Genomic DNA, 21,136 nt, shown 5'->3' on the forward strand with positions numbered 1-21,136 from the left:
GCGAGCTTCGGCTCGCCCTTTCAAGGATGGAACCATGCCGCACGCCTGGATCGAATATTCCGGTAATATTGCAGATCAGACCGAGGTCGAAACTTTTGGCCGCTGTGTCCACGCCGCCATGACGGAAGCCGGTATCTTCCCGATCGCGGGTATCCGCATCCGCATCACCCGCATTGACGATTGCCTGGTCGGTGACATGAACCCGGACAACGGGTTCGTCCACTTGTCCCTTCGTATCGGTGAAGGCAGGGATGCGCAGACCAAACAGGAGGCGGCAGACTTGATCTTTGATCGGACTTCGTCGCATCTGAAGCCTCTCGCTGACCGTGCCCGGCTTGCATACGCAATGGAAATGCAAGAGATCCCGAGTGCTTACAGTTACAAGATGAACAACCTGCACAAACACTTGAAAGCCAGCTGACGGTTTTCTGGAGGATGGGATGAAGGCTCTCTTCAAGGCACAGGACGGGCTGCTGGTCGCGCTCGTGGGTGCAATTTTCCTCTACGCTTCCCGCGATCTCGACATGGGCGTGCCGCGCAACATGGGGCCGGGAATGTTCCCGGTCGTCCTGAGTGCCTTGACGATTGTCTTCGGATTGCTGATTGCGGTCGTCAACGTCGTTCGTGACGTCAGCCTTCCGCGGCAATTCCCCTGGCTCGGCCTCTGCGGGGTCGTTGCCTCCATCGCACTCTACGCTCTGCTGATCGAACGGCTCGGCATCGCACTCACCACCTTGTGTGCGATCTCGGTGCTGGCTCTCGTCATTCCGCGCATGAAATGGCTGGAAACGGTGCTGCTCTCCATCGGCGTTTCTGCCTTCCTGTGGCTCACATTCGTTCTGGGCCTCGGCATGCCTCTCAGGCTTTTCCCCGGGTTCTGATCATGATGGATTTCCTCTCAGGGTTTACGGTCGCACTGCATCCGGTAAATCTCTTTTATTGTTTCGCAGGTGTTCTGCTGGGCAATATCGTCGGTGTTCTTCCAGGTATCGGCGCGATCGCGGCGATCTCGATCCTGCTGCCGGTCACCTTCTATCTGGAGCCGACGACCGCGGTCATCATGCTGGCCGGTGTCTATTACGGAGCCGAATATGGTGGCTCCATCGCATCGATCCTTCTCAACCTGCCGGGCACGGCTTCCAATGCGATCACAACGCTGGACGGTTACCCGATGGCGAAAAGGGGCGAGGCTGGTCTTGCCCTGCTGACAGCGCAGATTTCCTCGCTGAGTGGTGGCACTTTCGGCATTCTGGCCATGGTCTTCCTGTCGCCGTTGATCGTGAAATTCTCGCTCTCCTTCGGACCGGCGGAGTATTTCGCGACCTTGCTGCTGGGCCTCGTTGCCGGATCGGTTGCAGTGGGTGGATCGGCGCTCAAGGGTGTTGCGATGGTCTTCATCGGCATGCTGCTGGGCAGCATCGGCCTTGACCTCAACAGCGGCGTTGCCCGGTTCGACATGGGCTATGCAAACCTTCTCGACGGGCTGTCGATCGTCGCCGTTGCCATGGGTCTGTTCGGTATCCCGGAGGTCATCAACAAGCTGAGGGATGACCAGGGCGACAGGAAACCGATCGCCATTTCCGCCCGCTCCATGTTTCTCGCATTCGGCAAACTCAAGAGCATCAAGTTCTCGATCCTTCGCGGAGCCTCCGTTGGTGGCATCCTGGGGCCCTTGCCCGGTGCAGGGCCCACGATTTCCTCTTTCCTGGCCTATTCGCTGGAACGGTCCGTGGGCGGCAAGAAGGAAGAATTCGGCACTGGACGGATCAACGGGATTGCCGCGCCTGAGGCAGCCAACAACGCTGCCGCCCAGACGGCCTTCATTCCGACCATGACGCTCGGTATTCCCGGAACGCCGACGATGGCGATCATCCTGGGTGCCTTGATGATCCATGGCATCGCACCCGGACCGCAGCTGGTGGTCGATCATCCGGACCTGTTCTGGGGCCTGGTCGCCAGCTTCTGGATCGGCAACGTGTTGCTGCTGGTGTTGAACGTACCACTGATCGGGGTCTGGGCGCGACTGGTTGCGGTCCCGAGACGGTTCCTGTTTCCCGTGATCATTGCGCTGATCTGCACTGGCGTCTTCGGCGTTGCGAATTCGACCTTCGACGTCTGGGCCGTGTTGTTGATGGGGGTTATCGGGGCGATCCTGCGATTTTACGACTATTCGCCCGCACCGTTGCTCATCGGGTTCGTTCTGGGGCCGATGCTCGAGGAGCACCTGCGCCGCGCCCTGATGATTTCAGGAGGAGATTTCGGTTATCTTCTCGGATCCAGCACGGCCATCGCGATCCACTGCATCACGATCCTGATCATCGTGCTGCCGCTGCTCAACCTGATCTGGTCGCGGATCAAGCATAAAAATGAAAAACCCGTTGCCGGTTAACAGCCTCGGTCAAGCGGAAGGCGCGGCCGGATCAGGCTCTTCCTATCGGCCGCATCTTCGACAGCTTGGCGCTGATCTTCGCGACTTCCTGCCCCATGATGGCGAGTACCGATTGCAGGTGCTCGCCGGTCATGCGCGCCATGATGCTGGAAACGCTGATTGACGCAAAGGGTGTGCCGGCACTGTCGCGGATTGCCATGGCGACGGTCCTGACGCCTACGTCCGACACCCTGTCGATGTAGCCGGTCTCTCTTGCCAGTTCGACCATCTCACGGATTTTCGTGACGCCACCGGAGAACTCCTTGAGGTCGCCGGTGTTTCTGTCCAGGATCGCTTCGGCTTTCGCAGGCGGAAGGGCGGCAAGGACAGCCATGCCGCCGGCACCCAGCCCGATCGGGCGATGAACCCCGACGTCCAGAACAAACGCCTTCACGGGAAACGCGCCGCTTTCCCGGGCAATGCAGGTCATCTTGTCACCGACGACACGATTGAGGAAAACGGTGTCGCCCGTTACCTCGACCAGACGTTCGAGTTCCGGCTTGCAAACATCTTGCAGGTCATAGGCCGGGAAGACCAGCAGACCCAGTTCGTAAATTCTGGAGCCGAGAAAAAAGCGACGGTTTTCCGCGTCCTGGTCGACGAAGCCATGTTCGATAAGCGCTTGCAGCACCCGCCGGGCAGTCGGCCGGGTCAGACCGGACTTTGTGAGTATGTCCGCGAAGGGAACACCGTCGGGATGCCCACCGGCGACAAGATCGAGCAGCATCGCTGCGCGGTCGATGCTTTGTGTTCCTGCAGTCATCCTCGGAAGTCTCTATAATCGTATGTGTTTAATATCTAATTCGACCGAATGTCCTAGTAGAGTGGTATTGCATGAGGGCACACGGGTCCATTGAAATGAAGGGCATTCGGGAATTTATTGGCATGGCTAAAGGCCTCGTTTCCGGATCCGATGTTGCCACTGTGTCTCCTAGTCGGAGTGACGTGACCTAGAAGCCTGTTGAACGGCTGGAGACGCGGGCTGAAGTCCAATCCGGTCGCGGGTTGGCGAAGTGCTTCTCAGGTCAGTTGACCTGAAATCCGGTCCAGAAGGTCTTGCGCACGTTTTTCGTAAGTTACGGCGTTTTGGGTTCGTGCAAACCTGATTGCACGGCGAAGGGCGGATGAAGCGTTTCGGGTTCGGCCTGTCTGCACCGAGAGCAAGGCCCACAGGCGATGGAGATCCGCTTCGTGCCAGCGTTCGCCGGTGCGTCTGATGATCTTAAATGCCGACGCAAGTGCCTTCAGCCCTTCGGCCGGGCTACCACAGCGGCTGGTCGCTTCTGCGTAGAGTGACAGTCCGTAAGGACGGGTCAGCGTCACGTCCATTGCCGCCTGTGCGTTCAGACCTTCGTGAATTTGCTGAAGGCCGGAAGCGTTCCCAAGCTCTACCTGGGCCCACCCGGCCAGTAGGTCGCCATAAGGGCGCCAGAACGGAATTGCGGCTGCTTCGCAGGTTTCGATCAGGGCCGTCGCCCGTTCCAGCACACGCACCGGGTCTTCACGCTCACGAGCGATCAGTGCTCCTGCCCAAAGCATCTGCGCTCGCCCGAAAGGCTGCTCCAATGTATCCGTCAACGTCATGCCTTCGGTAAAAAGGCGTTCGGCACGTTCGCTTTGGCCGAGCAACTGATGAACGCAGGCGGCATACTGGCGGCAGACGATGCCGGGGTCTTCGCCAAACAGAACCGATGCCTCTGCGTTGTGGTTCGTGCCGTAGGCGCTGCAAACAGCGTTGATATGAGGCAGGCAGGCGGCAAGATCACCACGAAAGAACCGCGTTTGCCCGACGGCATTGTGGGCCACCATTGCGTAGAGCGCTGGTGCATCCTCTGCCAGGTTGTCGAGACCCTTGGCTAGTTCGTCGGCAGCTGCAAGGTCTGCCTTGGTCAGGTGGTGGTTCCAGAGCCCTGCAAGTGCGGGCACAATTGTCGTCGGGTCATTGGTTCTGCCTGCAAGTGTCGCGGCGCGTTCGTAAACGTCCCTAAGTTCGTCCGTGGTGAAGTGATCCCCGACGATAAGCGCCGCTCCCAGACCCAGTAGCGTGCGGCATTCCGCCGTGTGCATTTCGGGGTCAGGCTCGCAGGCGGCGAAGGAGACAAGCGCCTGCCGGAACTGGGCGGCCGCATCGGTGATTGCGCCGCGTTCCAGCGCGGTCAGGCCCGCAAGCCCTCGATGGACGGCAGCACGTTTCCAATCGGCGGCACGCTCGAAATGATCGGCGAGTGTGGACGCGATTTCGCCAGTGCGGGATTTGAACGCGGTTTCCAGCCGGCTGCCGATACGTTGGTGAAGTCCTTGCCGATTTGCGGCCGGAATAGCGTCGTAAAGCGCCTCCTGATAGAGCGCGTGCCGGAAGATGTAGCGTGTTGCCTGCGTCCCGTCCGGCCAGGCCATGACGCCAGCCCGTTCAATAAAGCGCCTGACGCTTGCAAGGCGGTCGAGAACCGCTTCGCCTTTTTCCACCTCGAGCCGATCATCGCTCAACATGGCAGCGGAAAAGCGAATTCCTGCCACGCTGGCAATGTCGAGTAATTGCCGCTCGTATGGGTCCAGCCGGCCGATTTCGCCCGCGATGAATTTTCCGGCCCCGCGTGAGATTGCCGAAACGATTTCATTGATGTCCTGCTCGGGTGCCTGCTGATTTTCGGAACTCTCCAGGACCCCGTCCCGATGCCACTGGTCGATGATCGCATCGACCAGGATGGCATGCCCTTCCGTTCTTCGCCTCAACTCGCCGGCAAGGGAGGCAGGCAGTCCGTGGTCCGGATAGCGTCGCTTGAGAAGGTCCGCGACGGCTGTTTCGTCGAGGCCGTCCAGCGTGATCGGGCTAAAGTCCTGAACACGTTGGAGGTAATGCAATGTCGTTTGAAGATCTCCGGACTTGTCCAGTTCATCAAACCTGTAGGTTCCAACCACAAGGGTTCTGGCAGGAGCGCGGCGCTGAGCCCAGGAAAGAAGCCATGCCAGCGTACTCTGATCGGCCCAGTGCAGGTCTTCCAGAATGATGACACCGGGCTGCTGCTGAGAAAGACGCTCCATGAGTGCGGTCAGCTCCCGCAACATTGAGTCCGGGTGCGTGTCCGTGAATTTTGCGGGCAGGGGAGCGGGCTCCCGGCCAGAACGAAGCTGCGGCAGCAGGTCTCGCCAGGACGGCGCGACATCCTCAAGAAGCCGCAAGACCTGTTTTCGTGACGCACCTTCGGCGAGCTGCGTCACGATCTCGATCAGTGGTCCATAGGGCTCCCGGGCACCCGGATGGGGAATGCACTGCCCCCGGGCAGACCAGAAGTCTGCCGTGCGTGGCAGCGTGGCGGCGAACGTCTCCACCAGCCTTGATTTGCCCGATCCGGCTTCCCCGGCGACAAGGCTCACAATGCGCTTGCCAGCGCGCACTGCCGCTGCGCAGTCCGCAAGGGACTGCAGTTCCGCGGTTCGGCCTACGCAAAGAGGGGCCGGTCCAGAGGTTTCCGTGCCGGAGTTCAGAACCGTGATCTTGCCGACAAGGCGGTAGCCCTGCCTGCCGACCGTTTCGATGAACCCGGGTGTTTCGGCGCTGTCCCCAAGCAAGCGTCTAAGCTCGCGGATACACTGCTTTGGACCGGTCTCGCGTCCATGCTGGTGTCCCCAGATCAGATGTCTCAGCTCTTGCTGGCTGACGATCTCTCCCTCGCGGGCGTGCAGCTCGACCAGCACGGCGAGAGTCTTGGGGCGCAAACGAACGGCTTCCCCGTCACGCAGCAGTTCGCCACGAGAAACATCAAGTTCGATTTTTTGCACTGAGACGCAGATTCCGATGTTCCGGTGAGACACGAGGACCGCGCCTCGATGAAGAATTACACTGACTGACGAACTACTTATACCATTTTTGCACCGTTGCCGACTTTGTTTGCCAGCCTGATTTCCCTACCACCAGTCCTCATGGGGACGCGCACCTGTGGCATGCCCCGCCGCAAGCGCGATCCCCCGTCTGCAATCGGAAAAGAGGACAGCCCAGATTGGCAAAATCGGTCACAACAGGCCCGGTGACAGCACGGGCCGTGCAATTGCTTGCAGCCCTGCTGGTGTCGGTATGCGGCGTTAACCCCGCCGCAGCGTCCGTATCATGTGTTGAGGATTTTGACCGGGGTGTGACTTCCGCGGCAGCAGACGCCAGGCCCGGCACGCCGCTCTCCGCAACACTTTCCCAACAGCTGGATGACGCGGTGCTGGCCGCGCTTCCACTTGCCGAAACGCCGGGCGTCATTGTTGGTGTCCAAACACCTCACGGCACATGGAAAAAAGGATACGGCGTCGCCGACCCGGCAACCGGAGCTCCGATGGAGCCGGGCATGCACACGCGCATCGGGTCCGTGACCAAGACTTTCACCGGAACAATGCTGCTGCAGCTTGCAGAGGCCGGACGGCTTTCTCTCGATGACACGATCGACGCCTATGTCGAGGGAATTCCCAACGGAGACAGGATCACGCTGCGCCAGCTCGCGGACATGACCAGCGGTGTGGCGAGCTACACCGCTTCCGAACGGTTTGTGGAGTTGTTTCTCGATCAACCCGGTGTCGCGTTTTCGCCCGAGGACCTGCTGACTTTTGCCGTCGAAAATTCCCCGCTCTTCGAGCCGGGAACGCAATACGATTATTCCAACACGAACACGATCCTCCTTGGCATGGTCATTGAAAAGACCACCGGGCAGCCCTTCGAAACGTCTTTGCGGAAGATGATCCTGGATCCTCTCGGACTGGAAAAAACAGTCTGGCCGGGAAGCAGGACCGAACTACCGGAGCCCTACGCGCAGGGCGTTACCCTTCAGGGGGGCGATGCGACGCCTGAGACACCTCTTGTTGCCACACACTGGAACCCGGCTTCGCTCTGGACGGCGGGGGAGCTGATTTCCAACATCGACGATCTGCTCGTCTATGGCCGAGCCCTCGGGTCCGGCCAAGGGCTTCTCGGCACCGAGATGCAGCAAGCGCGGCTGCGATCCTTCCGTCCGCCTGAAGGATACGGCCTGGCGCTTCGGTGCAACGGAGAGTGGGTCGGCCACACGGGCGAAGTGCCTGGATACACCACGGTCGTTTTCCATAGCCCGCGGACTGACACGACCCTTGTTGTCCAGGCGAACAGCGACATGCCTTCCGGTGACTGCGAGGAGGGAAAGGAGACGCAGGACGCCGACGAAGGTTCGGGTCTGACCTGCTCGCTGCCTGCCATGCGCATTTTTAACGCCGTCGCTCCGTTACTCGGCGAAACGGCTCCCCAGAACACCGCTGAATAAGAACGGAACCGTCCGTGACAAGACAGGTGCTGCCTCCCCCGGCAACGAAATCCCTGCGCGGTGCTGCCGCTGCTAATCCCAAATCGGCCTTTCGGCTTCGGGCTGCTTCGGTTCTGGTCGTCTCTTTGGTGGCCGCGGAGGATTCTCATTCTGCACTGGCTCAAACACTGGATCAGGCCGTCGCCGGGCAGACCGTCATTATCGAACGGTTCACGCCGCCTACAAGGGCGGGCACGGTCGACATCACGGTGCAGGATCAGCGCAAGCGTGTTTCCGAACAAGATGCCGAGAGTGTACGCTTCACCCTCCGCTCGGTATCGATTGCCGGTGCTCATTCGGTTTCGAACACCGATCTGTCGGCCATCTGGCAGGGCAAGATCGGCAAGAACATATCTCTTGCGGATCTCTATCGGATCGCGGAGGCGGTTGATGCCGCCTATCTGAGAGCCGGCTATTTTTCGATGACCGTCGTTCCGGTGCAGGACTTTGCGTCCGGTGCGGTCTCGCTCCGGGTCTACGAAGGCTATGTTGAAACCGTCGAGATCACCAGTTCCATCCCACGCATCAGGGAGCGCCTGGCACCCTATATCAACCGCCTGACCTCCATGCGGCCCATTCGGATCAAGGAGGCGGAACGCGTTCTGCTGCTGATGAGCGATCTTGCTGGTCTGCAGATCGAGGGAACAATTGTGCGCCCGGAAACGCCTACAGGTGGCGGTACGCTGAAGCTCGCGGTTGATTTCAGCCGATACAGCGCCGGCGTCGGTCTCGATAACCTTGGAACAGATACGATCGGTCCGCTGGAACTTTCCGGAAATGCCACGGTCAACGACATCTTCGGGTTGTTCGAAACGACAAGCCTGGTTGGGGTAACCGTACCGGACGCACCCGAGGAAATGGTGCTGCTGCAGGCTTCGCAGTCGGTTCCAATCGGGTTCAACGGGCTCTCCGCGGGCTACGATCTGACCTATGTGACCCAGAAGCCCGGCGCAGACCTGAAAGAGCAGGACATCCACATCGAAACCGTTATCGGTTCGGCTCATCTCCAGTATCCGCTCATTCGCACCATCGACCAGAGCCTTTATGGCAAGGTGGAAATCAATCTTCGGAACGACCGGATCGACGTGATGGGCGCGCGGGCCGCCCGTGAGCAGGCGCGTTGGGCGACGGTGTCCCTCAGGTACGACGTTGATGCAGGTCCGGCCTCATTTTCCGCTGGAGCCGAACTGGGGCAGAGCCTGAACCACAAAGGTGAAATGGAAATTGACCCGGACGACTATCGCTTTGGCCGGTTCAACTTCGGCGTCTCATACGATCTGGCGTCCATCGCGCGGCTTCAGCTGCGCACGGCCAGCCAGTATTCGCCGACACCGTTGCCCGGTGCGGTCCGGTTTGCTCTCGGCGGCGACCCCTACGGCTGGGCGTTCGATGGCGGCAGCCTCTCCGGTGACAGTGGCTTTGCGTCGGCGTTTGAAGTCAGTCACGACATCGAAACCGGATGGTCTGCACTTCCCGGTCTCACCCTGACGGCCTTTGCCGATTATGGCGTCGTCTGGAACGTGGATGAAGCCGCCGACTTTGCTCGCGACGAACTCGGTTCAGCCGGTGTCGGTGTCAGCGGCATGGTTGCCGACCGGGTGAATTTTCAGGTTCTCACTGCCACACCCTGGCACCGGCCGGAAAACGCTGAGGATCCGGGGACCCGGGTCTTCTTCAGGCTGGGTCTGGCGCTTTGACGACACCGGAAAGTATCGCCCCGGCCGGACCGGCCGAAACTCATCTGAAATGACCCGCACGCGCGAACAGCAAGACTGATTGAGAGGTTACACATGTCGTTCTTCCAGCTCACACGGCGCCGGTTCCTGGCGTCCGCGTCTCTCGCGGTTCTGGCAGCACCAGCCCTTGCCGAGGACCTGCCGCCTTCCAGAACGGCGGGAACCGAGGTTCCTCCTGGCCAGATCGACAAGGCGATCGCCGCGCTTGACGGGATCGTTGAAGACATCAAGGCACGCAGCAAGGTGCCGGGCCTAGCGGTTGCCGTCGTACACAAGGGAGAGACTGTCTACGCGAAAGGCTTCGGAAAGCGGGGCGACGAGGGCGCTCAGCCGATTGACGCCGACACCGTTTTCCAGATGGCTTCCGTCTCCAAGTCGATCGGGGCAACAGTCGTTGCCCGGCAGGTCACGCGCGGCGTTGTTTCGTGGGACAGCAGGATGCGCGACCTGCTGCCATGGTTCAGCCTTGCCGATCCCGAAATTACCGAACGTTTGACAGTGGGGGATCTCTACAGCCACCGTTCCGGTTTGCCGGACCATGCCGGCGACGATCTGGAAGACATCGGCTTTGACAGGCAGACGATCCTCGAACGTTTGCGCCTGCAGCCCCTGCGCGCCTTCCGGACGAGCTATGCCTACACGAATTTCGGCCTGACCGCCGGCGCCGAGGCGGTTGCCGAAGCATCCGGGGCCGAATGGGCCGACCTTTCTGACGAAGCCCTGTTTCAGCCGCTTGGCATGACCAGGACCAGTGCGCGGTTCGATGATTTCATGGCACGGGAAAACCGCGCGTTGCCGCATGCCAGAAGCGGCGACGGTTTCGAGGCGCTGTACCAGCGGCAGCCGGATGCCCAGTCGCCCGCCGGCGGGGTGAGTTCCTCCATCAACGACATGGCAAGATGGATGAAGATGGTTCTGGCCGATGGTGGGGAACTTATTTCTCCCGAAGCCTTGCAGCCTGCAATCAGTCCGCAGAGCTTTTCCAGCCGTCCCCATACGCCTGACGAACGCGCCGGGTTTTACGGCTATGGTTTCAATGTCGGCACTGACCCGTCCGGCCGGGTAATCCTCAGCCATTCAGGTGCTTTCATCCTCGGTGCGGCGACCTATTTCCTGATGATCCCCTCGCTCGACATAGGGATCGTGGTCCTGTCGAACGCGGCTCCTGTCGGTGCCGTTGAATCCATCGGCGCATCCTTCTCCGACATGGTGCAGTTCGGGCGTGTGACCCGTGACTGGTTCTCCGGATACGAAGGCCTGTTCGCTTCCTTCTATGCGCCTGCCGGTTTCACTGCCGGTGAAACGGCACCTGCCGCTGCTGCACCTGCTCCTGCGGCTGACTATTGCACCGGCCGTTACGGCCACCCCTACTTCGGCACGGTCGAGGTGCGAGAGGAAGATGGTGGGCTCGTCCTGCTTGCCGGTCCCCAGCCAATAAAGCTGCCGCTGCATGCCTGGGACGGATCAATGATGGTGTTTGACATTGCCAACGAAAATGCCGTGGCGGGTTCGCGCTCGACCGTGACTTTCTCAGGCAATGGCAAGGAAGCAAGCACCCTGGAAATCGAGCTCTTCGTGCTGAACGGGCCTGCGCGGTTCGAAAGGCTTGCGCAATAGAGTGAGTTGATTCTGCGACGCACATTCAAACCCCGCAGGGACATCCTGCGGGGTTTTTGCTTTCGCACACCCTCAGCGCCTGATCCGCAGAGAGAATAAGCAGAAGACGTCGGGATACTTGAGAGCCCCGGTGCTGAGGCTGTTTCCCGTCCGGGCAATTGGTCGCGCGATTTCAGATAGTTGCAATTGCACGTGCGTCTCCGGAAGACATTGCATACTGGAATATGCAATGCTCCGGGCCGGAGGATGGACCATGACAAAAGAACGGATGAAACTGCCGGGGAGGGGCTATGAAGAGCGGTGTTTCCAAACGTCCTGAAGAGGCAGATTCACAGCCGGAGTTCGGTCCCTGGCTGCCGCAGGCGTCGATCCTGATCGTCGACGACGAGCCTGGCATGCGCAATTTTCTGGTCCGCACACTCGAGCCTTATTGCAAACGCATCGAGCAGGCCGCCGACACGGTCGAGGCCTCGGCGCTTCTCGATACCCACCATTATGACGTGGTGATCCTCGACAATATCATGCCAGGCAAATCCGGTGTGGAATGGCTTGGCGAACAGCGGCGGATCGGGTTTTTCGCCGATGCGATCCTGATGACAGCCTATGCGGATCTGGAAACCGCGATCCAGGCCTTGAGGGCAGGTGCCGTGGATTTCATCCTCAAGCCCTTCCGGTCCAACCAGCTGCTGAACGCGGTTGCCAGATGTCTCGACCGGGTCACGCTGCTGCGGGAAAACCAGCTGTTGCGCCACCAATTGCAGGCAACATCCGACCATCTTCTTCTGCGTGACAAGCTGATCGGACATTCGCGCCAGATCGGCGAGATCCGCGAAACGATTTCCCGTGTCGCGCCACTGCCGACATCCGTTCTGATCACGGGGGAATCCGGAACCGGAAAGGAAGTCGCGGCCAGGTCGCTTCATGATCTTTCCGATCGGGCGGACAAGCCCTTCGTGCCGGTCAATTGCGCCGCCATTCCCGGAGACATGATCGAAGCTGAATTGTTCGGGCATCTCAAAGGCGCTTTCACCGGCGCCGGGTCCAGCCGCGACGGCCTGTTCATGCATGCGCATGGCGGCACGCTGTTTCTGGACGAGATCGGCGAATTGCCCATGGCACTGCAGAGCAAGTTGCTGCGGGCAATCGAAGATCGCAAAATTCGGCCGGTCGGGTCCGAGCGTGAAGTGCCTGTCGATCTGCGGTTCGTGTTTGCGACCAACGCAAATCTGGAGCAGGCCGTGGAGGAGGGCCGGTTCCGGGCGGATCTCTACTACCGGGTCAACGTGCTTCAGCTTGAAATGCCGCCGCTGCGCGAGCGTGGCGACGACATCCGTGAACTTGCGTCGCTGTTCATGCAGAAGCTGTCCGTTCAGCTTGGAATGCCGCCGGTACCGTTTACCGATGAGGTCGTCTCCGGGCTGCTGGCTTATGAATGGCCGGGCAATGTTCGCGAACTGCGCAACACGATCGAACGAACCTTGATCCTTGGACGCTTTCCGGCGGAGTTCCACAGTACGCAGAGCCTGTTGCTGCCCGGCGGGGAAACGCTGCAGGACATGGAGAAGCGTCATATCCTGATGGTGCTCGAGGAAGCCGGTGGAAACCGTGCCGAAGCGGCGCGGCGGCTCGGCATTTCGCGCAAGACCATCGACAGGAAGCTGATGGACTGGAATGGCTGAGGAGAGACGACGCCGGAAATCGGGAAGCCGCCTGTCCGTCAGAGTCAGGCTACTGGCCATCGCCCTGTTGCCGACACTTGTGGTTCTGCCACTCTTTCTCGGCTGGGCGATGGTGCGCTGGAACGCGAAGTTCGACTCCCTGTTGATCACCAAGGTCAATGGCGACCTGACCATTGCCCATCAGTACTTTTCGAGGATTCTGGAAAATTCGGGTGAAAAGATCGATGCGCTGGGCCAGTCGGCCTCCTTTCGCGACGTTGCAGACAGTGGTGATACCGCACTTCTGGCAGCGTTGCTGGAGCGGCGGCGTGAGGAACTGGGTCTCGATTTTCTGTATGTCGTGCGCAAGGACAGGACAGTTGAGGCTGCCTCTCCGCCAAGTGCCGTTCCGCCGGTCTCCAAGGATTGGCCGGTCATCGAACAGGCCTTTGCAGGATCTGCCACAACAAGTGTGGATATCTTCGAAGCCGGTGACCTGACGGCGATTTCTCCGGCACTAGCAGATCGGGCCCGCCTGGATCTCGTCCCGACACCCAATGCCGTGCCGACCGAAAGGGCCGCGGAAACACGCGGCATGGTGGTTCACTCCGCAAGCCCGGTCACCGTGCCGGGAGCGCCCGTGGCAGCTCTGGTCGGCGGCATCCTGCTCAACCAGAACCTCGTCTTTATCGACACGATAAACGATCTCGTCTACCGCGAGGCGAGTCTTCCCGAAGGCAGCCAGGGCACCGCGACGCTGTTTCTGGAAGATGTCCGCGTCAGCACCAATGTCCGTCTGTTCGAAGACAAGCGCGCGCTTGGGACGAGGGTGTCCGCCGCCGTTCGCCAGAAGGTGCTGGGCGAGGGGCAGGTCTGGCTGGACAGCGCGTTCGTCGTCAACGACTGGTACATTTCGGCCTATGAACCGATCACCGACAGTTTCGGCGAGCGGGTGGGTATGCTTTATGTCGGCTTTCTGGAGACGCCGTTCCGGGAAGCCAAGCTGGCGACGCTGGTCGCGCTGCTGCTGGGGTTCCTTGTCGTGACCGCCGGCAGCGTGCCGCTGTTCCTGAGGTGGGCTCGCGGCGTTTTCAAGCCACTGGAAAAGATGACGGACACCATTGCCAGCGTCGAAAAGGGAGACCTTGGCGCCCGCACGCGGTCCGAAGGCAGTGGTGACGAGATTGCGCGTGTCGCCCAGCATCTCGATCATCTGCTCGACCTGGTTCAGGAAAGCGACCGGCAGCTCAGGTCCTGGAACGAGGAGCTGAACACCCGCGTAGAGGAACGAACGCGCGATCTCAAGATGGCGAACAGGCAGCTGGAAGACACCACCAAGCAACTGATCATGTCGGAGAAGCTTGCCGCCATCGGCGAGATCACCGCCGGTGTTGCCCACGAGATCAACAATCCGATTGCGGTGATTCAGGGCAATCTGGAAGTGCTGCGCATGCTGCTCGGCGACCATGCCAAGGTTGCCAGTACGGAAATCCGCCTGATCGACGAGCAGGTCGACCGGATCAACCAGATCGTCATGAAGCTGCTGCAGTTCGCCAAGCCCGACGAATATGCAGGCTATGCCGATCGGCACGCACCGGACGAGGTGATTTCGGATTGTCTTCCGCTGGTTCGCCATCTCTTGCGCAAGACCGATATCGAGGTTGTTCGCGAGGCCACTGCCTCCCGTCTGGTGCTGATGAACCGGACGGAACTGCAGCAGGTGCTGATCAACCTCATCGTCAATGCCATCCATGCCATGCCCGGCGGCGGTACGCTGACGATGAAAACCTGGGACATGAACAAGGAAGATGTCGCCGGAGTGTCGATCGAGATTTCGGACACCGGTGTCGGCATGAGCGCGGATGTTATCGCGCGAATATTCGACCCCTTCTACACGACAAAAAGCCGGCAGGGCACCGGATTGGGGCTTTCGATTACCCAGACGCTGGTCAGCCGTCAGGGCGGTGATATCAAGGTGGAGAGCATCGAAGGGACCGGGACCGTTTTCACAATCTGGTTGCCTGAAAGCGTTTGACGTTTCGGGCGGGTCGCCTCTGAGTTGCCCCGGCAAAAATGCTGTTTGCCTGGTCAAGGGCTTCCGGACAGATTGTCCCAAACGGCCGGAAAACAACTTTTGAATGTGGACAAAATGTCCACTCACCTTTCTTCCTGAAAATCTAACTGTCTGAAATTCAACAGAAAAGAAACTGGCCCCGAACTTGCCATCAGCAAGGAGCTGCCGGAAGGCGCGGGACGGTACAACCGTTCCTGCGTTGCGGACCTGAAGCGGGAGGCTTCGACAGGTCCGCGTCTGCCGGGAGCGGGGCATCCGGCTTTGTCTTGCCGGACCGGGGGAGACATGACAGGCCGGCCGCAAAGGGACCGGCACCTTCCCGGAGGAATGCCCGACAACCGTGCATGGGAGGAAAATAAGTGCATGTTTGATCGGTTGAAAAAGGAACATATCGTCGCAGAGGACGGATTTAACCGCTGGAAGGTTCCGCCAGCATCCATCGCCATCCATCTTTGTATCGGCTCCGTCTACGCCTGGAGCATCTTCAACCCGCCTCTGATCAAACAGTTCGGTGTGGTTGCCGCAGCGCCGGAAGACTGGAGCCTGTCTTCGGTCGTCTGGATCTTTTCCGTTGCCATCGTGTTTCTCGGGCTTGCAGCTGCCTTTGGTGGCAAGTGGCTTGAGGAAGTCGGCCCTCGCATGGTCGGCGTCGTTGCCGCCATCTGCTGGGGTGGCGGTTTCATCATCGGCGGCTTCGGCATCATGACGCACCAGCTCTGGCTGCTTTACCTCGGTTACGGCGTGATCGGCGGCTGCGGTCTGGGGCTTGGGTACGTGTCACCCGTTTCCACCTTGATCCGGTGGTTCCCGGATCGGCGCGGCATGGCCACCGGCATGGCCATCATGGGCTTTGGCGGTGGAGCGATGATCGCAACGCCGATCAAGGAATATCTGCTCGGTCTATTCTACAAGGCACCGGACTACCTGGGTCCTGAAGGATCTGTTGCCCTGATCACCGAAGGAGGCAAGCGCCTTGCGGAAGTCAACGGCCAGATGGTGGAAGTGGTTATCGCAGGCGCCAAGCAGGTGGCAGCAGCGCCCGTTGCGCTTCAGGAGGGGATCTATGTGGTCGGTACCGGCAACACCGGGGCTGCAGGGACCTTCTTCACGCTCGGCATCGTCTATCTGGTCGTGATGATCATCGCGGCCTTCTCCTACCGGGTTCCGCGCGAAGGCTGGCGTCCGGCCGGCTGGACACCGCCAACTGCCGATGCTGCGTCCCGCAAGATGATCACCCACAACAACGTTCACATCGATCAGGCGCTCAAGACACCGCAGTTCTATCTGCTGTGGATCGTGCTCTGCTTCAACGTGACGGCGGGTATCGGCGTGATCGGCGTTGCAAAGACCATGATGACAGAAATCTTCGGCACCACGTTGCCGCTGATCGTGAATTCGGCCTTTGCGGCAACCTACGTGTTCATGATCTCTGTCTTCAACATGGTCGGGCGGTTCTTCTGGGCTTCCACCTCGGACTTCATCGGCCGCAAGAACACCTACCACTGCTTCTTCGTGCTCGGGATCATTCTTTACCTGTCGATTCCGTTTGCAGCAGAACAGGTGAGCGTCAATCCGGCCGTCACCTGGCTCGTGATGTTCTATGCAGCCACCATGATCATCTTCACGATGTATGGCGGCGGCTTTGCGACCATCCCGGCATATCTCGCCGATATCTTCGGCACCAAATATGTCGGTGGTATCCACGGGCGTCTGCTGACGGCGTGGAGTACGGCAGGCGTTCTTGGGCCGCTGGCGATCACCCAGCTGCGGAACATGTCCCTCAACAATGCGATCACGGATCTTGCCGCCAAGGTGGACCCGAGTGCCTTTGCCGAGAAATTCGGCGCGGGTGTCGATCAGCTCGACCAGCTGGTGGCCGCAAAGACGGTGACCGTTGCCCGGCTGATGGAAATCGCTCCGGCCGGCACGGTGGATCCCACGCCGAGCCTCTACAACACCACCATGTATGCCATGGCGGGCTTGCTCGTGATCGCGTTGATCGCGAACTCGCTGGTGAAGCCGGTGCACGACAAGCATCACATGGAAGCCGGCGCCGACGGGACCAGCCCGGTTCCGGAAGGTGCGGAGCCGGCGAAGGCCTGATCAAGGCTTCTGCCGTCACGACCAACCGGCCCGGAAGCTTCCGCTTCCGGGCCTTTTTTGTGTTCATATGCATCACAATGCTCAGGGACTGGGGGGCGGATTTCGGCCCCGACAGGGGCGCTCCGTCAGTTTCCCGCCACGTCCATGGTGAGCGATTTCAAGTGGTCAGGTGCAATGACTGTCACGAAAAGATATTTTCTCTCAATGGCTTGTGTTCTCTTCCGGGTCTTCGCGCGGCAAGTTCTCATTTGAGGTACTGGTTGAAATAAATTTCAGAAAAGGAAATAAATACCAAAACAGTTTGACGGCTTTCGGGGGCTGCCCTTATCCATGGTCTCACTGGGATAAAAACCAGTGTTTGAAATTTCTTGCAGTAAGCAAGTCTCTTTGACAGGCTGACCTGCAAGACCGGGAGGAGCAGCGTCAGGCTCCCTGCGTTGAGAGGAACGCAGACTGGATGTCCTGACAATCTGAAATCGATCACCCATCGGGCATTCGACCGTTCGCGGTTGGCAGCCCGTTGGTCCAGGGAGGAAACCATGGGCACTTCTATCTTCAAGGGAATTCTCGCGTCGACCATGCTGTCGGCTGCAGTTCTGACCGCAGCTCCGGCCGCGGCAGATGGTTTGAAATGCGAGCCGGGCGAAACCTACATCATGAACGTGATGGTTTCCGGCCATCCCTACTGGGTGCCGGTCTATCAGGGCTTCAAGCAGGCTGCGTCCGCATTCGGCTGCGAGACGATCTTCTCCGGCACGCCGGACTATGACATCACCAAGCAGATCGCATCCTTCGAGCAGGACATGGTCAAGCAGCCGGCTGGCGTCTTGCTGCACCCGATGCAGTCCGATCCGTTTATCGAGCCGATCGACCGGGCCGTCGACAACGGCACGCAGGTCGTGACCTTCGCGGCGGATTCTCCGAAGTCCAAGCGCAGTGCCTATATCACCTCAGACAACCTTGCCGAAGCCAAGTTTGCCGCCGAAGAAATCGTCAAGCAGGTTGGTGACAGCGGGGAATATGCGGTTCTCGAAAACCCGGGTCAGTCGAACCACGATCTGCGCGTGACCGCGCTGCTCGACTACATGGGAGAGCACTACCCGAACATGAAACTGGTCGGCCGCCAGGCGACCAACCAGGACAGCAATGCCGCCTACCGGGCAACGGCCTCTATCCTTCAGGCCAACCCGAACCTTGCCGCTCTCTGGATCCCGGAAGCAGGTTCAGCGGAAGGAGCTGTCGCAGCGGTGCTGGAAGCGGAAGCGAAAGTGCTGATCATGCATGCCGATGTAACGCCGACCACACTTGAGCACATCAAGGCCGGCAACATCCACATGGCGCTGAATCCGAACCAGGGCATGCAGGGGTTCATGGGCTTCATGGCCGTCTTCCTGGCCGCACATTCCGACGTGTTCGATCCGTTCAACGACTACAAGGTGTCCGGCTACAATCCGGTTCAGATCCCTTACGTCGACAACGGCTTTGCCGTGATCACCAAGGAAAACGCCGACAGCTTCGACCTCAACGCCTACATGGAAGGCCGCGACCCGAGCTGATGAACAGACCGGGGTTCCTGGAGAGCCCCGGGTGATACGGCGGGCTGCCTGCAGTCGATGCAGCAGATCAGGCAGCCCGTTCCTTCTACGGAATTGCGAGCAAATCGGCCCTGTCATGACTGACGATGTGATCCTCAAGATCTCCAACCTCTCGAAATCCTTCGGGCCGGTGCAGGCGCTCAAGGGGGTAAGTTTCGAATTGCGCAAGGGCGAGATCCATGCGCTAGCCGGGGAAAACGGTGCCGGCAAATCGACGCTGATGAATATCATCGACGGCATCCTGCAGCCGGACAGCGGAGAAATCCGCTTCGATGGCGAACCGGTGGTCATTTCATCTCCGGCGATGGCGCAGAAGCTCGGCATCGGCTTCGTTCACCAGGAGATTGCCCTGTGCCCCGATGTGACGGTTGCCGAAAACATCTTCATGGCGACGACCAATGTCAGCCGTTCGTTCCTGATGAATTATCGTGCGCTTGAAAAGAAGGCCGCTGAAGTGCTGGGCCAGCTTGGCGACATCGATCCGACAACACTCGTGCGGGATCTGTCGATTTCCCACCAGCAGCTCGTCGAGATCGCCAAGGCCCTGACACTCGATTGCCGGGTGCTGATCCTGGATGAGCCGACCGCGGCGCTGACAGAGAAAGAAGCGCAGATCCTCTTCAAGATCATGCGCCGTCTTGCCGACAAGGGCATCTCGATCATCTACATCTCCCATCGCATGGTCGAGATCTTCGACAATTGCGACCGGGTCTCCGTTTTCCGGGACGGCACCTACATCACGACCCGCAATGTTGCGGAGATCCAGCCCGATGACGTGGTCAATGCCATGGTCGGCCGGGTGATCGATGAGCTTTACCCGCGCAAGCAGTCCGAAAGCGAAAAGACGGACGATATCATTCTGGACGTTCAGAACCTGAGTGAACGCACGCGTTTCAAGGATGTCTCGTTTCAGCTCCGCAAGGGCGAGATTCTCGGGATTGCCGGGCTGATAGGCGCCGGGCGCAGCGAGATCGTGAAGGGCATCTGCCGGCTTGAAGGCGACGTGACCGGGGAGGTTTCGCTCAATGGCCGCAAGCTGTCGCTGAAGACCTATCGCGACAGCATCTCCGAGGGCATCGTCTATCTGTCCGAAGACCGCAAGGGTGACGGCATCTTTCTGGATATGTCCATTGCCGCCAATGTTTCCGCCCTGAAGCCGGAACAGGTGGCGAATTCCTTCGGTCTGATTGCCGGAAGCCGGGAGGAGGCGCAGGCAGACACGCTTGGCAAGCGTCTCAATCTCAAATGTGGCTCGCTGTCGGACCCGGTGTCATCGCTTTCCGGAGGCAACCAGCAGAAGGTTGCGATCGCGAAAATGCTGTCGGTCAATCCGAAGCTGATCTTCCTGGATGAGCCGACGCGTGGTGTCGATGTCGGCGCAAAGGCGGAGATCCATCGCATCCTGCGCAATCTCGCCAGCAGCGGGGTCGGCATTCTGGTGATCTCGTCGGAGTTGCCGGAACTGATCGGCGTTTGTGACCGTGTGCTGGTCGTCCGGGAGGGACAGATCAGCGGCGAAGTCACGGGCGATCAGATGACCGAAGAAAACATAATGCACCTGGCGTCCGTGGGCGCCCAGGCAACCATAAACTAATCGTGGGGGAAACCATGGAAGACGCCGTCTCCCTGACAGACGCGCCGAACGGCAAACCGGCAGACGTATCGATGATCCGCAAACTGTTGCGCATGCGTGAAACGGGACTGATCGCGATCATCCTTGTGCTGTTCATCGTGATGTCCTTCGCCTCGCCCTACTTCCTGACCTGGGTGAACATGCGCGCCATGGTCATGGCCTTTGCGGTGGAAGGCATCGTGGTGGTCGGTATGACCATCCTGCTGATTTCCGGCGGGATCGATCTTTCGGTCGGTTCGGTGACAGCGCTGGCCATGGTGATTGCCGGCTGGCTGTTCCTGAACGGGGTCGACCCCTGGGCCGCGTCGGCGATTTCGATTGCCGCCTGTACGGCCATCGGGGCGTTCATGGGGTTCTTTGTCACCCGCGTCGGCCTTCATCATTTCATCGTATCGCTGGCGATCATGGTGATCGCCCGGGGGGCATGTCTTCTGGGCACGGGCGGGCGTCCGCTCGGTCTGTTCACACTGCCGCCCGAGTTCAAGTTCATCGGCCAGGGGTCCATCGGACCGATCCCGGTCGTGATCCTGATCTTCCTTGTGGTGGTGATCGGCTTCGACTTCCTGCTACGCCGCACGACGATGTTCCGCAAGGTGTTCTATACCGGCAGCAACGAGAAGGCCGCAGCCTATTCCGGCATCCGCACCAAGCGCGTGGTGTTCTTCACGACCACCCTTTGCTCGGCTCTGTGTGGTGTGGCCGGCATCATCTACATGGCTCGCTTCGGCTCTGCCCAGCCGACCTTCGGCATCGGCATGGAACTGAACGTGATTGCGGCGGCCGTTATCGGCGGGGCGAGCCTCAAGGGTGGTTCGGGAACCATTTTCGGGGCAATCCTGGGGGCGGTGCTGCTGTCGGTGGTCTCCAGCTCGCTCGCGCTTCTGGATGTCTCGGTCTACTGGCAGGACATCATCCGCGGCTCGATCCTGCTGGCGGCGGTCTCCATCGACCACTATCTCGTCAAGAAACGCGCCTGACCC

At 59.9% G+C, this 21,136-nt stretch carries 14 protein-coding genes; 12 read left to right on the forward strand and 2 right to left on the reverse strand.

Annotated features, from left to right (window positions below):
* Positions 1-34: 34 nt before the first annotated feature.
* From FIV03_RS10030 to FIV03_RS10040, 3 genes are read left to right on the forward strand one after another with little or no spacing between them, the layout of a single operon-like run.
* Entirely contained in the window at positions 35-421 is a 387-nt protein-coding gene (locus tag FIV03_RS10030; protein ID WP_023003740.1) for a 5-carboxymethyl-2-hydroxymuconate Delta-isomerase, read from the forward strand.
* A 19-nt stretch (positions 422-440) separates the two neighbouring features.
* On the forward strand, positions 441-881 hold the full coding sequence (locus tag FIV03_RS10035; protein ID WP_152509459.1) for a tripartite tricarboxylate transporter TctB family protein: 441 nt from the start codon (positions 441-443) through the stop codon (positions 879-881).
* Positions 882-883: 2 nt separating this feature from the next.
* A complete protein-coding gene (locus FIV03_RS10040) occupies positions 884-2,389 on the forward strand; it encodes a tripartite tricarboxylate transporter permease (protein WP_152509460.1) in 1,506 nt (501 codons plus the stop codon).
* Between the two features lie 31 nt (positions 2,390-2,420).
* Here FIV03_RS10040 and FIV03_RS10045 read toward each other — a convergent pair whose 3' ends face one another.
* Complete coding sequence (locus FIV03_RS10045; RefSeq protein ID WP_152509461.1) at positions 2,421-3,191, reverse strand: IclR family transcriptional regulator; 771 nt, start codon at positions 3,189-3,191, stop codon at positions 2,421-2,423.
* Positions 3,192-3,448: 257 nt separating this feature from the next.
* Positions 3,449-6,208 carry an AAA family ATPase gene (locus FIV03_RS10050; protein ID WP_152509462.1) on the reverse strand — a complete coding sequence of 920 codons (2,760 nt, stop codon included), beginning with the start codon at positions 6,206-6,208 and terminating at the stop codon, positions 3,449-3,451.
* A 218-nt stretch (positions 6,209-6,426) separates the two neighbouring features.
* Between FIV03_RS10050 and FIV03_RS10055 the strand changes: the two genes are divergently transcribed.
* The 9 genes from FIV03_RS10055 (at position 6,427) to FIV03_RS10095 (ending at position 21,133) form a co-directional block, all read left to right on the forward strand.
* Complete coding sequence (locus FIV03_RS10055; RefSeq protein WP_152509463.1) at positions 6,427-7,701, forward strand: serine hydrolase domain-containing protein; 1,275 nt, start codon at positions 6,427-6,429, stop codon at positions 7,699-7,701.
* 14 nt (positions 7,702-7,715) lie between these two features.
* On the forward strand, positions 7,716-9,437 hold the full coding sequence (locus FIV03_RS10060; protein ID WP_152509464.1) for a ShlB/FhaC/HecB family hemolysin secretion/activation protein: 1,722 nt from the start codon (positions 7,716-7,718) through the stop codon (positions 9,435-9,437).
* A 93-nt stretch (positions 9,438-9,530) separates the two neighbouring features.
* Positions 9,531-11,093, forward strand: coding sequence for a serine hydrolase (locus tag FIV03_RS10065; protein ID WP_152509465.1), 1,563 nt, complete (start codon positions 9,531-9,533; stop codon positions 11,091-11,093).
* A 290-nt stretch (positions 11,094-11,383) separates the two neighbouring features.
* Positions 11,384-12,772 carry a sigma-54 dependent transcriptional regulator gene (locus FIV03_RS10070; protein ID WP_023003722.1) on the forward strand — a complete coding sequence of 463 codons (1,389 nt, stop codon included), beginning with the start codon at positions 11,384-11,386 and terminating at the stop codon, positions 12,770-12,772.
* Complete coding sequence (locus tag FIV03_RS10075) at positions 12,765-14,786, forward strand: HAMP domain-containing sensor histidine kinase (RefSeq protein ID WP_152509466.1); 2,022 nt, start codon at positions 12,765-12,767, stop codon at positions 14,784-14,786. Before FIV03_RS10070 ends, FIV03_RS10075 begins: the two co-directional genes overlap by 8 nt.
* A gap of 402 nt (positions 14,787-15,188) precedes the next feature.
* Positions 15,189-16,928 (forward strand): OFA family MFS transporter, encoded by a 1,740-nt coding sequence (locus FIV03_RS10080; protein WP_152509467.1) that lies wholly within the window; start codon positions 15,189-15,191, stop codon positions 16,926-16,928.
* A 539-nt stretch (positions 16,929-17,467) separates the two neighbouring features.
* A complete protein-coding gene (locus FIV03_RS10085; protein WP_152509468.1) occupies positions 17,468-18,484 on the forward strand; it encodes a substrate-binding domain-containing protein in 1,017 nt (338 codons plus the stop codon).
* 115 nt (positions 18,485-18,599) lie between these two features.
* Positions 18,600-20,117 (forward strand): sugar ABC transporter ATP-binding protein, encoded by a 1,518-nt coding sequence (locus FIV03_RS10090; protein WP_152509469.1) that lies wholly within the window; start codon positions 18,600-18,602, stop codon positions 20,115-20,117.
* 71 nt (positions 20,118-20,188) lie between these two features.
* Positions 20,189-21,133: an ABC transporter permease gene (locus FIV03_RS10095; protein ID WP_075284065.1), complete on the forward strand. Its 945-nt coding sequence runs from the start codon at positions 20,189-20,191 to the stop codon at positions 21,131-21,133.
* Positions 21,134-21,136: the final 3 nt, after the last annotated feature.

This window comes from Labrenzia sp. THAF187b (genome assembly GCF_009363375.1).
Taxonomy (GTDB): Bacteria; Pseudomonadota; Alphaproteobacteria; order Rhizobiales; family Stappiaceae; genus Roseibium; species Roseibium algicola.

Excerpts from the sequence above, each read along its gene's own strand:
- FIV03_RS10095 (WP_075284065.1), top strand. The coding sequence starts at position 20,189 with ATGATCCGCAAACTGTTGCGCATGCGTGAAACGGGACTGATCGCGATC.
- FIV03_RS10080 (WP_152509467.1), top strand. The coding sequence starts at position 15,189 with ATGTTTGATCGGTTGAAAAAGGAACATATCGTCGCAGAGGACGGATTT.
- FIV03_RS10085 (WP_152509468.1), top strand. The coding sequence starts at position 17,468 with ATGGGCACTTCTATCTTCAAGGGAATTCTCGCGTCGACCATGCTGTCG.
- FIV03_RS10045 (WP_152509461.1), bottom strand. The coding sequence starts at position 3,191 with ATGACTGCAGGAACACAAAGCATCGACCGCGCAGCGATGCTGCTCGAT.
- FIV03_RS10030 (WP_023003740.1), top strand. The coding sequence starts at position 35 with ATGCCGCACGCCTGGATCGAATATTCCGGTAATATTGCAGATCAGACC.
- FIV03_RS10065 (WP_152509465.1), top strand. The coding sequence starts at position 9,531 with ATGTCGTTCTTCCAGCTCACACGGCGCCGGTTCCTGGCGTCCGCGTCT.
- FIV03_RS10070 (WP_023003722.1), top strand. The coding sequence starts at position 11,384 with ATGAAGAGCGGTGTTTCCAAACGTCCTGAAGAGGCAGATTCACAGCCG.
- FIV03_RS10035 (WP_152509459.1), top strand. The coding sequence starts at position 441 with ATGAAGGCTCTCTTCAAGGCACAGGACGGGCTGCTGGTCGCGCTCGTG.
- FIV03_RS10040 (WP_152509460.1), top strand. The coding sequence starts at position 884 with ATGATGGATTTCCTCTCAGGGTTTACGGTCGCACTGCATCCGGTAAAT.
- FIV03_RS10075 (WP_152509466.1), top strand. The coding sequence starts at position 12,765 with ATGGCTGAGGAGAGACGACGCCGGAAATCGGGAAGCCGCCTGTCCGTC.
- FIV03_RS10090 (WP_152509469.1), top strand. The coding sequence starts at position 18,600 with ATGACTGACGATGTGATCCTCAAGATCTCCAACCTCTCGAAATCCTTC.